This is a genomic window from Pseudomonas syringae KCTC 12500, from assembly GCF_000507185.2.
Classification (GTDB): Bacteria; Pseudomonadota; Gammaproteobacteria; order Pseudomonadales; family Pseudomonadaceae; genus Aquipseudomonas; species Aquipseudomonas syringae.
The window spans coordinates 5,601,120-5,615,985 of the sequence record NZ_AYTM02000002.1; the positions used below are offsets into that span (position 1 = coordinate 5,601,120).

11 protein-coding genes are annotated in these 14,866 nt (G+C 59.2%); 3 read left to right on the plus strand and 8 right to left on the minus strand.

All coding sequences use genetic code 11. The features are described 5' to 3' along the window. Positions 1-171 precede the first annotated feature (171 nt). From V476_RS24380 to V476_RS24390, 3 genes are read left to right on the plus strand one after another with little or no spacing between them, the layout of a single operon-like run. A complete protein-coding gene (locus V476_RS24380) occupies positions 172-1,602 on the plus strand; it encodes an efflux transporter outer membrane subunit (protein ID WP_024665407.1) in 1,431 nt (476 codons plus the stop codon). Beyond that, a complete protein-coding gene (locus V476_RS24385) occupies positions 1,599-2,702 on the plus strand; it encodes an efflux RND transporter periplasmic adaptor subunit (RefSeq protein ID WP_024960349.1) in 1,104 nt (367 codons plus the stop codon). Before V476_RS24380 ends, V476_RS24385 begins: the two co-directional genes overlap by 4 nt. Further along, positions 2,699-5,743: an efflux RND transporter permease subunit gene (locus V476_RS24390; protein ID WP_024960350.1), complete on the plus strand. Its 3,045-nt coding sequence runs from the start codon at positions 2,699-2,701 to the stop codon at positions 5,741-5,743. Before V476_RS24385 ends, V476_RS24390 begins: the two co-directional genes overlap by 4 nt. A gap of 81 nt (positions 5,744-5,824) precedes the next feature. On the opposite strand, the gene V476_RS24395 is transcribed toward V476_RS24390, so the two are convergent. The 8 genes from V476_RS24395 to V476_RS24430 form a co-directional block, all read right to left on the minus strand. Continuing rightward, entirely contained in the window at positions 5,825-7,084 is a 1,260-nt protein-coding gene (locus tag V476_RS24395) for a vWA domain-containing protein (RefSeq protein ID WP_024960351.1), read from the minus strand. 55 nt (positions 7,085-7,139) lie between these two features. After that, on the minus strand, positions 7,140-7,640 hold the full coding sequence (locus V476_RS24400; protein WP_024960352.1) for a hypothetical protein: 501 nt from the start codon (positions 7,638-7,640) through the stop codon (positions 7,140-7,142). 7 nt (positions 7,641-7,647) lie between these two features. Further along, positions 7,648-8,385, minus strand: coding sequence for a hypothetical protein (locus V476_RS24405; protein ID WP_024960353.1), 738 nt, complete (start codon positions 8,383-8,385; stop codon positions 7,648-7,650). Between the two features lie 32 nt (positions 8,386-8,417). Further along, on the minus strand, positions 8,418-9,866 hold the full coding sequence (locus V476_RS24410) for a formylglycine-generating enzyme family protein (RefSeq protein WP_373365879.1): 1,449 nt from the start codon (positions 9,864-9,866) through the stop codon (positions 8,418-8,420). Positions 9,867-9,954: 88 nt separating this feature from the next. After that, positions 9,955-11,178, minus strand: coding sequence for an FtsX-like permease family protein (locus V476_RS24415; RefSeq protein ID WP_024960355.1), 1,224 nt, complete (start codon positions 11,176-11,178; stop codon positions 9,955-9,957). Further along, positions 11,162-11,854 carry an ABC transporter ATP-binding protein gene (locus V476_RS24420; protein WP_024960356.1) on the minus strand — a complete coding sequence of 231 codons (693 nt, stop codon included), beginning with the start codon at positions 11,852-11,854 and terminating at the stop codon, positions 11,162-11,164. Before V476_RS24420 ends, V476_RS24415 begins: the two co-directional genes overlap by 17 nt. Before the next feature lies 1 nt (position 11,855). After that, positions 11,856-13,847, minus strand: a complete 1,992-nt coding sequence (locus V476_RS24425) for a vWA domain-containing protein (protein WP_024960357.1) — start codon at positions 13,845-13,847, stop codon at positions 11,856-11,858. Next, a complete protein-coding gene (locus V476_RS24430; RefSeq protein WP_024960358.1) occupies positions 13,844-14,866 on the minus strand; it encodes a hypothetical protein in 1,023 nt (340 codons plus the stop codon). Before V476_RS24430 ends, V476_RS24425 begins: the two co-directional genes overlap by 4 nt.

Below are 14,866 nucleotides of genomic sequence, written 5' to 3' on the forward strand. Positions count from 1 at the left end.
CTGTCCCCGTATTCCACGACAGACATCTCGCGGCCTCAGGCGTTAAATGCATGCTACGAAAGGGATTTGTGGCGCTGTAAGAAACCTCGCGACAATGCTCCTGATCGTCCGGACTCTTGCCCCGTTACCCCTTTCTCAAGACACCACTGTTCCGGAATCTTCGAGAGCTTTATGTCGATTGGCAAACCTGCTGGCTACTTCCTGGTGTCAACGCTTTGGGTATCGCTGCTGAGCGGCTGCACGCTAGGACCGGACTACCAATTGCCTGCGGTGGCGGTTGCCAGCCAGTGGCATGCGCCGCTGCCTCATGGCGCGTCGATGGTCGGGCTGCAGGATTGGTGGCAACAGTTCAATGACCCGGCACTGGCAACGCTGCTGCGTCTGGCACAGGCAGACAGCCCGTCCCTCGATCAGGCTCTGGCGCGCATTGCCCAGGCTCGCGCCACGCTGGACGGCAGCGTTGCCGACAGGCTGCCGCAAGTAAGCGGCGGCGTGAGCAAGTCGCGCGCCGGCATCAATCAGAGCGGATTGCACAAGAGCGGTACGACCTCCGGCGCAACCCTCGATGCGTCCTGGGAACTGGACCTGTTCGGCAAACTGCGACGCACCGACGAGGCTTCGCGCAATCTGCTCGAAGCACGTGTCAATGACTGGCATGACGCTCGTGTGTCACTGGCCGCCGAGGTCGGTGATGACTTCGTGCAGTACCGCGGCTGCCAGATGCTGGTCAACGCTTACCGTGATCAGGCGCAATCTCAGGAGCAGACCGCACGTCTGACTCGCGTGTCGTTTCAGGCCGGGTTCACCGCAGCCGCCGATTCATCGTTGAGCGACGCCAGTGCGGCGGCGAGCAATGCGACTCTTATCAAACAGCAAAGCGAGTGCGACGTGCTGCTCAAAAGCCTGGTGGCCCTGACCGGCAGCGACGAGGAACAGGTGCGAGAAGTGCTCGGCCATAACCCCGCGCGACTGCCGCAGCCCGCGTTGCTGGATGTACGGGAAATACCCGCCGACCTGGTGCGCCAGCGCCCGGACCTAGCGTCCAGCGAGCGCGAGCTGGCAGCCGCGAATGCGAAGATCGGCGCTGCCCAGGCTGATCGTCTGCCCAAACTGAGTCTGGTTGGCTCGTTCCAGGTGGGGACTACCACCGGAGTATTCAGCCGTGTCTGGAGCCTCGGCCCGCAACTGACCGTCCCGTTGTTCGACGCAGGCAAGCGCCGGGCGGCGGTGGACTCGGCGCAAGCGGATTATGACGCAGCGCTGGCGACCTATCGGCAGACCTTGCGCACGTCGGTGATGGAAGTCGAGCAGTCACTGGTGCGTCTGGACGCGGCACGGCGTGGGCAAGCCAGTACGCAGCAGGCAGCCGACGGCTATGAAGCGTCGTTCGAGGCCACAGACCGCAACTGGCAGGCCGGCAATGCCAGCTTGCTGGACCGCGAAGTGGCTCGACGCTCGGCGCTGTCGGCGCAAATCGAATTGATCACCGTGCAACAAAATCAGGTGCGTTACTGGATTGCCCTGTACAAGGCCCTGGGCGGTGGATGGCAGGACAGTCGCGAAGGTTTGGCCAGAGAGACACCGAAGCGGGGCGGCGCATGAAGAAGATACGCGTTTATGGGCTGCTGGCGTTGGCGGCGTTGGGTGTCTCGGGCTGGATATTGTTTGGCCGTGCAGAACCGACCCCGGCTGCCGTTACAGCGCCAGCTACCAGCCTGACGGTCGAGGCGGTTCAACCGCACCGCGAAGACTGGCCGCAGGAACTAGTGGCCAGCGGTGCGCTCGCGCCGTGGCAGGAAGCCGTGATCAGTGCCGAGACCGGGAGCTTGCGTATCGCCAACCTGAAGGCTGATATAGGCGATCAGGTGAAGAAGGGCCAGGTCTTGGCGACTCTGGCCGATGACAGCGTGCTGGCCGAGGAAAACAAGCAGAAGTCGGCGGTCGCCCAAGCCACTGCACAATTGCAGGAAGCCCGTTCCAATGCGCGACGTGCGGCGGTGGTCGGACAGAGCGGGGCCTTGTCCGAGCAGCAACTGGAAGAGTACCGGGTCAAGGTACAGACCGCCGAAGCCAACCTGGCCTCGGCGAATGCCGATCTGCGCAGCATCCGGATCAAACTCACGCAGACGCGCATCGTCGCGGTGGATGACGGGATCATTTCCGGGCGCAAGGCCTTGCTTGGCGACGTGGTGTCGGCGGGCAGCGAGATGTTCAGGATGATCCGGGATGGCCGGATCGAGTGGCAGGCAGAACTGGACGCCCAGCAACTGCCGGGCGTTAAGCCTGGCCAGCTGGCCCGGGTGATGTTGCCGGGCGGTATCGAGGTCCAGGGACGCGTGCGCCTGGTCTCGCCAGTGCTCGATGGCAAGACCAGCAGGGCGCTGGTCTACGTTTCCCTGCCGGTGGGGGCTGTGGCCCGCGCCGGCATGTACGCCAGCGGTCGCATCGAACTGCCTTCAAGCCCGGCGCTGACGGTTCCGGACACCAGCGTGATCCTGCGCGACGGGCACTCTTATGTGTTTGTGCTGGGCCAAGACATGCGCGTCAGCCAACGCGTGGTCGAGATCGGCCGACGTCGTGGATCGGCGCTGGAAATCGTCGGAGGCCTGGCAGAGCAGGCGCAGATCGTCCGCAGCGGTGGGGCCTTCCTCAATGACGGGGCCAGCGTGACGCTGGTCAACGCCGAGGCCCGTGCGCAATGAATATCTCCGCGTTGTCGATTCGTTACCCGGTCCCGGCGGTCATGCTGTTTTTACTGCTGACCCTGTTTGGTTTCCTCGGATTCGAACGTCTCGGTATCCAGGACTTTCCCGACACCGATCTGCCTGCAGTGGTTATCAGTGCCTCACTGGAAGGCGCCGCCCCCGAGCAACTGGAAACCGAAGTCGCGCGCAAGCTCGAAGACAAGCTGACATCGCTGCGCCTGCTCAAGCACGTCACTACGAAAATTTCCGAAGGCAGTGTCCTCATCAATGTCATCTTCGAGATTGACAAGGATGGCAACGAAGCCCTCAACGAAGTGCGCAATGCGGTGGACAGCGCTGCGGCTGAGTTGCAAGCCAACCTCGATACGCCGTCGGTAACGCGTCTGACCACCAATACCACAGCGTTGCTGACCTATGTGGTCGATGCGCCACGTATGGACGAAGAAGCGTTGTCATGGTTTGTCGACAATGAGTTGAGCAAACAGCTTCTGACCGTGCGTGGTGTCGCGAAGATCAGCCGCGTGGGCGGCGTGGACCGCGAAGTCCAGGTTGACCTTGACCCCACGCTGATGGCCGGTCTGGGTCTGAGCGTGACAGACATTGCGAATCGTCTGCGGGCGATGCAGAAAGATAACTCCGGTGGTCAAGGCGATCTGGGCAGCGGTCAACAGGCGCTGCGTGTCCTCGGCGGCATTGACGACCCGGCGGCGCTGGGTGCTATCCGCATTCCTGTCAGCGATGGACGGATGCTCGCTGTGCAGCAGTTGGCCACCGTGCGTGATACCCATGCCGAGCGCAACACCTTGGCGTATCGCGACGGCAAACCGGTAATTGGCTTTCAGGTCATCCGCTCACTGGGCTTTTCCGACGTAGGTGTGACCAGGGACTTGCGCCAGGCAGTCAGTGAGTTCGCCAGGCAACACCCTGACGTGCACATTGAAGAGGCGAGTAATGCCGTCGAGCCGGTAATGGAAAACTATCGTGGCTCCATGGCGCTGCTCTACGAAGGCATGTTACTGGCGGTGCTGGTGGTCTGGTGGTTCCTGCGTGACTGGCGAGCGACCATTATCGTGGCCACGGCATTGCCTTTGTCGATCATCCCGACCTTCGGCGTCATGTATTTTGCCGGCTTTAGCCTCAATACCGTTTCGCTGCTGGCGCTGGCGCTGGTAATCGGCATTCTGGTCGACGATGCAATTGTTGAGGTCGAAAACATTGCTCGACACCTGCGCATGGGCAAAACCCCGCGACAGGCGGCAATCGAGGCGTCCGACGAGATCGGCCTTGCCGTATTAGCAACGACCGTGACCCTGGTCGCGGTGTTTCTGCCGACTGCTTTCATGGGCGGGATTTCCGGCAAACTGTTTCGCCAATTCGGCGTGACGGCCAGCGCTGCGTTGATGTTTTCGTTGCTGGTCGCCCGCCTTCTGACGCCGATGATGGCGGCGTATTTGCTCAAGGCACGGCCGCATGGCGAGCATGACAGCGGTTTGATGAGACGTTACCTGGGCTGGATTCACACCAGCCTTAGTCGCCGCAAGACCACCATGGCCATTGTTGGTGCTTTGTTTATCGGCTCGCTGGCGCTGATCCCGTTGCTGCCAACCAGCTTTCTGCCTGCTCAGGATATTGCCAGCAGCACCGTCAGCCTGGAATTGCCGCCCGGCACCAGTCTGGCTCAGACCGGTGAGATTGCCTTGCAGGCTGAAAAGCGTTTACGCGCGATTCCTGAAGTGGCTCACGTCTTCATCGCGGCGGGCAGCGGCGATGCGGGCGGTGCAGGTGATCGGGACGCGAAACTGACCGTCGATCTGCTGCCGCGTGACCAGCGCGCACTGAAACAGTCGCAAGTGGAAGCGAGCATGCGTGAAAGTCTGCGCAGCTTGCCCGGTGTGCGGGTAACGGTCGGTGGTGACGGCAGCGGAGAACGTCTGGACATTGTCCTTGCCAGCGATGACGGCGATTTGCTGGAGCGCACTGCCGCCGCTCTTGAACCGCAGTTGCGCCAGATAAAGGGCATCGGCAACGTCACCTCGAGTGCTGCAGTGCAACGGCCGGAAATCCAGATGCGCCCGGATGTTTTCCGGGCGGCGGAGCAGGGCATCAGTAGCCAGGACATCGCCGACACCCTGCGCATGGCCACCTACGGCGAATACAGTTCGTCCTTGGGCAAGATCAATCTGTCCCAGCGCCAGGTCAATGTGCGGGTGCGCATGCAGCCGCAAGTACGCACCGACCTGCAGAGCCTCGCTCAGCTACGGATCAAGGGGCGTGATGGCCAGATTGCGCTGGCGTCGCTGGGAGAGCTCAGCATGGGCAGCGGTCCCGCGGAGATTGATCGTATCGACCGCTTGCGCAATATCACACTGTCCATCGAACTCAATGGCAGCAATCTGGGCGAAGTGATGGAGCAGGCCAGGCAGTTGCCGGCCATGCAGAACCTGCCAGCGCAAGTGAAACTGGTGGAGCAGGGCGAGTTGCAGTTGATGAGCGAGCTGTTTGGCAACTTCAGCCTGGCGATGGCCGTCGGCGTATTCTGTATCTACGCGGTGCTGGTGCTGCTGTTCCATGACTTCATGCAGCCGCTGACAATCCTTTCGGCGCTCCCCCTATCGCTTGGCGGCGCACTGTTGGCACTGTTGATCGGCGGAATGAGTTTTTCCATGGCGTCGGTCATTGGTTTGCTGATGCTGATGGGGATCGTGACCAAGAACTCGATCCTGCTGGTGGAATACGCAATCATGGCTCGCCGCGCACCCACCGTGAGCCGCTATGAAGCGTTGATCGACGCCTGTCACAAACGCGCCCGGCCGATCCTGATGACCACCATCGCAATGGGCGCGGGCATGTTGCCGACCGCACTGGGATGGGGCGGCGAATCAGGTTTCCGTCAACCGATGGCGGTGGTCGTTATCGGCGGACTGTTGGCCTCGACCGTACTAAGCCTGTTGGTAGTGCCCGTTATCTTTACTTATGTCGATGATGGTCATGAGACATTCAAAAGATGGTTTAGCAGGCCTCGCCAGACTCACGATTAGAAGGGGGCGGGTCAAGGTGACACGCGCACGAGTCCTGATCGAGCGCGCGTACCTTGCGCGCGCCTCGGGTGCATGGCCATATCACTCGCCGGGGATTTTTTTCTCTGTACACGCGGGGGCCGCTGCGACTTCTTCCATGGCTTCGCGCAGCATCCTTTGTACCTCTCCCGCTTCGCGCGCGGCATATACACGGCCACCGGTATTTTCAGCGATACAGTTTGAAAGTTTGCTATCGCTGATATTGACAACATTGATCCGCAATCTTGGCTGCTGACGGGCGATACGGGCGGACACCTCGCAAGCGTTTTGCCCACAACCGTCCTCGCCATCGACAAACATGACCACCAAGGCATCTTTAAAACGCCCGTCCACCAGACTTGCCGCCTTGATAAGGCTGGCGACTAATGGCGTGCCCCCGTCTGCGCTGAGTTTTCCAACCCCGGCCAGCAATTGCTGACGCGCATCACGCTGGAACACGCCTTGATCGACCGTGCCCTCACAGCCTTGAAAAGTGATCAAGCGTGTATCAACGTCTGGGTGCAGTTGCCCGAGCATCGCGCCAAAGGCTTGCTTGGCGACAGTCAGGCGAGTCGGTTCAGCCAGCACGCGAGCTTTTCTCGGGTTGTCGGCGGGGAGCGCGCCACCGACCTGATACATCCAGGCCTCGTCTTCAGAAGACGTATCGATGTTCAGATTCATCGAGCCGGAAGTATCCAGCACCACGGCAAAGTCAGGGGCGGGCACACCCTGTGTGCATGAGTAATTACCCATAGGGGCCGTGTTGAACACGTTCCATACGCTCCCGCGCCATGCCCATAGCAGCCACAGTAGTATCAACAGTAACGGCAGCAATAGCAGCAAAACCGGAATACGCAGCCACCATCGCCTTGATGCCGGGCTGGCGAGTGATGACACTGGTAATGTCGACGGGATTGCAGGGGCCACTGGCTGCGCCATACCCCAGCGGATGACTACAGGCTCGTCATTGAGACTATAAAGGTTGTTCAGCGCAGGGGCGCCGACAAGCGTACGAAGGCTATTGGCCTCATCAGCTCTATCGCGCGCCTGCAGCTCATCCGCCAACTGCACAATGGCTTGCTGGCGCTGCAGGTAGCGTGCGAGCAACGCCTGTTGCGCGCCAGCGTCGAGGCTGTGATACGGCAGGGGCTGACCGCCTAGTTCAGACCACCATTGCAGCGTGCCGTCGGTACCCGCACGCGGAATGGCAAACAGGCTGGACACGCTGGGCGGAAATTGGCGACGCAGCAACGCAACCTTGCTCTCCAGTGTGTTCAGCAGCTCGGCAGGGTGGGACGTGGCGTCGATAGTGATGCGTTGCATGGGACCGGTCCCGGATCAGATAAGGCCCCATGGGGCCTCTGAAGATATTTACGCTTTATTCGTAACCCAGACTTAGCTGCAGTCTGGAAACCTTCTGCTGCAGAGCTTTGAGTTCTTGCTGGCGTGCCTCGACCACTGCCGGGTCGGCACTGGCGACAACCTTTTTCTTGTCGGCCATCTGTTTTTCAAGATCTGCGATCTGTTGTTGCACCTGCGCCTTGTCGGCATGCCGGGCCTTGAGCTGGCTCAAGAGCTTGCTCATTGAACTGTCCAGCGTCGCCTGTTGCCTTTGTTGCTCGGCAAGGCTCTTGCTGGTCGAGTGTCGCTGCTCTTGCAGGGCGTTGTACACGTCGCGAAAGGAGGCGTTTTCAGCGCGTGCATCGGTCAGCGCCTGCTCGCGTTTGCGGACCTGATCGCTGTAACCACCGGAATGGTCGCAGTTCATCTTGGTGATCAGGCTCGCCTCGGCGTTGTTTGAATCACAGCTGCCGGGTTGAGTGGCACAACCGGCCATAAGCAACAGGGCCGAGCTGGCAATCAGTGCTCTAATATTCATGTTCAGTTCAACCCAATGTGATGGCTTGGCGCTGGCTGTAAAGGCCGTCCACTTCTTTTTGCAAAGACGCGACCTTGCTGTTCATTTTGCTGATATCACCGTCGATTGCAGCGACCTGTGTGCCGCCACTATTGGCGCGCTCAAGGTCAGCGGTCTTCTTGTATTCCGCTACTTTGGAACGCATGCCGGTCAGGTCTTTATTCATCTGAGCCAGGTTGCTGTCGACACTGGCGATCTCTTGCTGAGCCTTGGCTTTGTCCAGAGTCTTGGTTTTGATCGATTTCTGAATACCTGCGATGCGCTCTTTGTCGTCGTTGATAACCTGCTGCAGCGTGTACGTACGCTGGGCAACTTTTTCGGTGTCGGCTTTTACATCGTCACTCATCAACTGCAGGCGTTGGGTGGTGTCGGAATACTTGCTGCGGCGGTAGTCATAGTAATAGTTCGCCCCCATAGCGACGCCGCAAGCAGCAATACCCGCCACAACCATGCATTTTACCTTGTCGCTGGGACTCGCAACGGCACAGGCCAGAATACCTACGCCTGCAGCAGCCGCGCAGGCGGTGAGGCCAGAAGTAGAGAAAAATGACGAATCGGTACTTTTGGTCAGACGTGGATCGGGGGCGGTGCCTGAGCCAAGCAGGCTGCTGCCAGTGCCATTGTTGGCGCAGCCGGACAGCACCATACTGACGGAGATGATCAGGCCCAACATGGCCCTCGGCAGATGACGACGTACATGTTCCATACTGTTGCTCCTTGATTAATCCTGACGACGAATTACTGGACTGCCTTACAGCGGTTCAGCCATGCATCGGTGTCTATTTTCTGGGTTTTCAGAAAAGCCTGTTGATTGACCCAGTGGGTCTGCAAATAAGGCTTGAGCTCCTTGAGCTGTTCGTTGGGACTGATGATTTCGCCCATGACCGGTATTTGCCGCGCCAGCAAAGGCTCTCCGTAGAGGGTCGCGGAATCTACCAGGCTACTTGCGTAGTAGCGGCTTAGCTTGTGCAGTCGGTCTTTTTGCTCGTCGAGCTTGCCTTTACGCATCGGGCAACTGGCATCCTGCTCGGCGGCAGAGCAGTTGAGTGCGTAGTTTTTCTGCAGGAAGTCGAGGTATTTGCCATCGTCGAGCATTTTCGTGCACAGAAAGGCACCAAGATTCAGGCTGGCGCGAATCGCCTGATCGCGAGTTTCCTCCTGTTGCTGGTTACTCGCGCGCAACTGGTTTTCCAACGCTTTGAGCTTTTCTTTCAATGCTTCGTCGGATACGCCCGAGGCCAACGTTCCAAGCGTCTGCACGGCATTCTTGTCCTCAGTTTGGCCAGCCTCTCCACTGCCGGTGCCAAGCTTTTTCCAACTGCTCTCGATGCTGCTGACACGCTCGCGGGAGGTCAACGTGCTGGACGCCAATGCCAGGCGTACGCCAGTGGTTTTGCTGGTGGCTGCGGCTTTTGCATCATAGTAGTTGCGCTCTTTGCGCAGCGAACTGCGCAGCTCGCCTTGCGCTGTGCGGTAGTCACCGCCGCGCACTACATAGCCGCCAGCCTGGCCATGTTGGCGGTCAAGCTTGTTCAGTCGGAACGGCTCGAACATCATCTCGTCGACATTGCCAAGCATGTCGTGCAGACCAAGCGGGTTCGGCTTGAGCAAACCGGCCAGTTGCAACTGACCATTGGAAGATTGCGTCCCGGCGAACCATTCGTAGGCGTTTAAGCCTTCCGGCATCGGGTACCTCAGGTCACGAAACTCCGCAGTACTGACGCTCAAGCCTCCGCGCGCCGCAAACTCCCACTCGACCTCAGTCGGCAAGCGTAAAAACCCAGCTATACCATCTTCTTTCGGCAGTTTGTCTGCGGCATTTTCGCGTAGCCAGACATTGTATTTATCGGCGGCGTCCATAGCCTGTATCCAGCTCAACGAGACTATGGGCAAGCGCTGCTTGTTCGACGGTGTCGGACATTCTGCCTGTGTTAGTGCGCTGTATTGCAGCGCAGTCATCTCGTACTTCGCCAACAGGTAGTAACGTGATTTAGCGTCTTTTTCGTTAGTGAAGCTGCCTGCAATAAAGGCCGGACGAGTCTGTTCTACGTAGCCATATTCGGCGTTATCGCCACCGATATTGATTGGATAATCATCAAGCGGACCGGCCAGCGGGATAAATACCTTGCGAAAGACCATGGCGCCATCACACGGCATAGGCAGCACTACGTCTTCAGCGTCAGGCATCGGGTTGTAGAGTTTCTCATCCCAAGTCGCGGCAAACGTCTGAAAACAGATCAGGGTGAAGGGTAGAAAGAGCACCTGGCCCCAGTATTTAGAGTTCACGCAGACTCTCCGCAGGTTGAATTCGGATGGCTCGGGTGGCACCTGCCAGCGCGACCAGCGCTGAAACCACCAACGCAAGCGCCAGTGCGGCAAGGCCGTGAAAGGGGGTGATCTGGCAAATGAAACCGCCGGTGATGCGCTGGCCGCCCAGCAGGTGATTGAACGCCTCACTACCCGCAAAGTAGAAACCCAGTCCTCCCAGGTAGCCAACCGCGGCCAGCAGCAATGCCTGCAGAACCAGATAACCCGCCACTGCGGGGGCTGTGAACCCCATCAGCCGCAGCAATGCGAGGCTGCGGCGTTTGCGATCAATGTTGGCGAGGAAGGCACCTATAAGCGAAGCGATACAGCCCAACAAAGCGGCCCCGGCGATAACCCCGAAGATCACGCCGAGCACATGATTGATGGCTTTTACATTGTCGATATCAGCCAGCCGGCTTCCTGTTTCGATATGTTGAGCATTCAACCAGCGCTCCAGTGGCGCGACGCTGTCGATATCACGGGCGTACAGACGGGCGCGGGCGTAGCGGGGCGTCAGATGCTCGTCTGCCTGGCCGCTGGTGGCGCCCAACGCAGAAATTGCAAAACCGTCCCGAAAACGCTCCAGCTGCAGCAAGAGATCGGGATGAGCAAATGCGGCAGGTCGCGAAAAGCTGGCTGCCGGCAGAATATCGATCAGGGTCAGGGTAGCCTCGCCACGCTCGGATACCCCGTCGAGACGCCGCTGAACGACCAGGCGCAGAGTGTCGCCAACGGCCAATATCAGACGTCTGGCAGCTGCTTCGCTGAGAATGACCTGGTCGGGCAGAAGCGCACTGGCATGCTTACCCAGCAACGGATCGCCGAGCCCTGTTGGCAGGATTTCCGCATTGTCTACAAAGCGACCACCGCTGCCGATGAGGTCGGCCTGGGTGTTAAGCGAGCGAGTCATCCCAAGGGCAAAGCCGGTTTCGGGTCGCTGCTGAAGACTACTGAGCCACCGTTCGTCGTAGTTGCCGCTGCTGAGCAACTTGATCTCCAGGTTGCGCGGGTCACGCAACAGTTCTGCCTGCAACTGGCCGACCACGCCGTGTTTGAGCCCGAACAGCAGTAACAGCGGGGCGATGACGGCGACCAGCGAAGCCGCAATGCACAGCGACACTTTGCGGTCATGCCACAAGTCTGCAATGGCCAGGGTTGCCAGAAGGCCGAGGCGCTCAAAGGGACGTTTCAAAACGCGTCACTCCAGGCAGGCTGACGGCATTCAAACGGGTGATGCCAAAGCTGTTCACCAGTTGCCAATCGTGCGAAACAATAAGAGCACTCAAACCCAGCTCACCGACCAGGCCCAATAACAGCTCGAACAGCTGACGGGCGTTATGTGGATCCAGGGCAGCTGTAGGTTCGTCGGCGAGTATCAGGCGCGGCTGATGGGCAATGGCGCGCACGCAGGCCACGCGTTGACGTTCGCCGATAGACAGAGCCTGCGGAAATTGGTCCAGCAACGTCTCCAGGTGCAGCGCAGCAATGGCTCGTTCAACGTGATCACTTTTGCTGGCCAGACCCAGTAGCCGACGGGGCAGATTGATGTTGTCCCGGGCGTTGAGAAACGGCAGCAGTCCGCCGCTTTGCAGAACAAAGCCTAATGATCGCGCTCTTACATCAGCCAGTGCAGGTTGATCATCAGCCTTAAGCAAAGCCGCGATGTCCATACCATCAAGGCAATAGTGCGCGACGCTTTCAGGCGCCAGCAGCAAGCCAAGAGCCTCGAGCAGGGTGCTCTTGCCGCAACCACTTTCGCCGGTAATCGCCATGACCTGCCCACGAGCCAGACTCAGCTCGGGCAGCTGTACCCGATGTGCCTGTACGCCGCTCCCTCGCTGCACATTCAGTCCTTTGATCCGGAGCATGTCAGGGCATCATTTCCAGTGGTACCGGATAGACGTTGTCACGGGCATCACTGCCCTCGGCCAACGGCACCCAGCGGTCCACATCTGCGTTGTATACCTGGTAATGGCGCAGCTTGGTCGACAGGGTGCGGATGAATTTCTCCTGAGCGAGACCATCCCAGCTTTTCCAGGTTTCTTCATCGAGGTTGAGGACTTCACTGTGGTAAGGCAGATCGTCCAGGTATTCTCCCAGCACACCCAGTTCCGAGAGCTTGGCAGTACCGTCCTGCTTAAGCTGATTGGGATCGGTCCCCATGGTGGCGGCAACCGAGCGTAACCGTTCGAACATTTCGCTTGGCGAAATAAGGCCTTCATTGGCGGCATCAAGAATTTTCTTGAGCACGTCACTGAGGTCGCTGAGCTGTGACTTGGTCAGCAGGACCCGCACATCGGTGGTCGGGACGTTCTGCTTGATCGGGTCGCGGTCGGCAATCCATGCTTGGAAGACTGGCGGTGCCTGGGCGCCGGTTTTTTCTCCGAGATAAGCCAGGCGCATGGCATGACCTATAAGAGCAGCATCATCGAGCATTTTCTGCTCGGCAGGCGCGGCCTTGGAGTTCATTGCACTTCCAATAGCGTCGTCGCCCATGTAGGCGGCTTTGACCTGACCGGTGATAGCGCTGGCCAGCGCGTCGACCTTGCTGCCAAAGGCATCCAGATCACCTGCATCAACCGGGTAATAAAGCGAGGTGTTGGTGCCCGTGTAAGTGGACAACGCCTGATACTGCGCTTCTGCCTTGGCGTGGTCCTTGGCACCTGCCGCCGTCTTCAGGTGCAGGGTGTAAATGGCGACGCCCGGGTTGCTGGCTTCGATCCGTACCTGCTCGGCGTTCAGCCCGGTCCCGGATAGCTTGTCATCGCCATCCAGCGCGCCCGCATCGGTGATCAATACCACATAGCGCGCACCGAACGGGCTCCAGTCGACCTTGTCGATGGCTTGCATGACACCGGCGTAGGAGTCTTCATTGAAGCTCTTGCTCGACACTTTGGCCTGTTTCAGGTCCGCGGCTTTGGCAAGGAAATCCGCACCGTCTTTTACGGTATTGGGGTCGGCATACATCTTGGTCACGTATTCCAGCCCTGGCACAGCCTGGGTACTGGAACGAAATGCCACCAGACCGAACTTCACCTGCCGCCCGAGGTTCTCTTTGGCAATCTGCGCGTATACCTTGCTGATCGCTTCTCGGGTCCGCTCGATGTAGGGGTCCATGGAAATGGTCGAGTCAATCACGAACACTACCGCGGCACTGAACTCTTTGAGCTGGCTGGTGGCGTTTGCCACTGCCTGCGCCTGGCCCGGACTCGCTCCGGACTGGGCCTGTTGAGCAGCTGCGGCTGTAACTGCATCAGCCTTGCTCACCGACGCCACATTGAGGATGCGAGTGCGAAAACCCGCTTCGGTCATGACTTCTTCGCCGCTGAGAACCGGCAGCAAATAAAACTGCTTCTGCATGTCGATGAAGTATTCCGGCTCTTGGGCCAGCACGCCTGGTGCCACTGTGCTTTGTTTGAGCTTAGCGCGTAGCGGTGCGACAAGGCTTACCGGATCCGGTGCATCCAGAATGCTTTCAAGCGTTTTGCGTTCTTTGAAAAACATCAACCGGTCGCGATTGGCCGGGTTGGTGAATGCGAGGGTGAGCTGCATTTTCCAATCCACGGTGCATGCTGTCGGCAGCCAGCCGGAGATTTTGCCGAAGCTGTCCGGGCCGACCTTGATCCAGTCGGCATTGCCTGGATTGGCATGCTCGTAAACATAGAAACGACTGAAAGGAGGCTGCTCGGCACCGGCAGGGCCGCCAGCGGCTGCACTCAGGTGGCAACCCGGAGTCGTAAGCACGCGCTGGAACAGGGTCTTTTTGCCTTCCTGCAACAACGGTTTGTCGGCCGCCGAGGCCCAGCCGGACCCCAGACACGCGCAGGCTATGAGGGTCAGTGAAAAATTACGCACTGTCACGGCTTGAGCTCCTTCAGGCGCTGAGCGGCTTCTGCGTTATCTGCCTGATAACCCAGGATGGTTTCGTACCAGTAAGCGGCAGTGGCGTTGTCAGGGGTGGTGAAACAAGCGCTGGGTTGCAGGTATTTAGGGTCGTACTCACGCGCATAGGCCTGAGCCACTTCGACGTTGCCGGCCTGGGCGCGATTCGCGTAAAGGCGCTGGGCGACACCGCACTGCTTGTTGTTTTTGGCTAGACCGATGACGTTCAACAGGGTTGCGCTGTCAGGCGCCTGCTTGATGCAGCCTTGAACAAAACTCAACTCGTTTTCGCTGTTTAACGCTTCTACGCTGCAGGGCGCAGCGGCAGCGGGAGCCACAGCCGCAGGAGTTGTCGTCGCAACGGCGGGCTCGGGGGCAGGTGCTTTTTTGAGCAAGAACCACAGGCCCGCCGCGATGATCGCAAGCAATGCCAGACCGATAATCAGCAGCAATACCTTGCGGTTTTGCTTCTCGGGCGCCGGTATCGGAGTGACTGGCTCGACAACCGGGTCCGGCAATGCCGGCTCGGCTGGTTCAGGCAATGGCGACGAAGCAGGGTCCACTACCGGAAGTGCTGTTTGTGACGCTGCGGCGAGGCTGACGGTGGTTTGCGCGGCACCGGGTCCAGTAGCACTACCCGCGCCGGACAGGGCCAGGCCCTCCATCAGCTTCATCGGATTATCGTCTTCGCCGCTGCCATCTGGGTTGCGCAAACGAAAATTGAATACCCCGGTTGCCGAATTCTGCAGAAGTGGGTCGACAATATCCGGACCTACCTCATGGCTGATCGAATCGCCTTGGGCGTCTTCCACAAAATGCTGGGCGAACCAGCAGGGCGCATTGGCCCATTGCTGGCTGTGCTGCAGGTAGTAGTCGTCCTGGTTGCGCTGGATAGCAAATTCCAGATTGCCTACATCATGCTCCCAGCCACGTACCTGGAGAAAGCCACAGCCGGGAACCGGACTTGCCAGCGGTGAGAGTTTGATTGTGATGGACAT

Bases quoted from the DNA above. Each gene is read 5' to 3' on its own strand.
- V476_RS24390 (WP_024960350.1), top strand. From the start codon at position 2,699: ATGAATATCTCCGCGTTGTCGATTCGTTACCCGGTCCCGGCGGTCATG.
- V476_RS24430 (WP_024960358.1), bottom strand. From the start codon at position 14,866: ATGTCCATCACAATCAAACTCTCACCGCTGGCAAGTCCGGTTCCCGGC.
- V476_RS24410 (WP_373365879.1), bottom strand. From the start codon at position 9,866: ATGCCTGACGCTGAAGACGTAGTGCTGCCTATGCCGTGTGATGGCGCC.
- V476_RS24400 (WP_024960352.1), bottom strand. From the start codon at position 7,640: ATGAATATTAGAGCACTGATTGCCAGCTCGGCCCTGTTGCTTATGGCC.
- V476_RS24395 (WP_024960351.1), bottom strand. From the start codon at position 7,084: ATGCAACGCATCACTATCGACGCCACGTCCCACCCTGCCGAGCTGCTG.
- V476_RS24420 (WP_024960356.1), bottom strand. From the start codon at position 11,854: ATGCTCCGGATCAAAGGACTGAATGTGCAGCGAGGGAGCGGCGTACAG.
- V476_RS24380 (WP_024665407.1), top strand. From the start codon at position 172: ATGTCGATTGGCAAACCTGCTGGCTACTTCCTGGTGTCAACGCTTTGG.
- V476_RS24385 (WP_024960349.1), top strand. From the start codon at position 1,599: ATGAAGAAGATACGCGTTTATGGGCTGCTGGCGTTGGCGGCGTTGGGT.
- V476_RS24405 (WP_024960353.1), bottom strand. From the start codon at position 8,385: ATGGAACATGTACGTCGTCATCTGCCGAGGGCCATGTTGGGCCTGATC.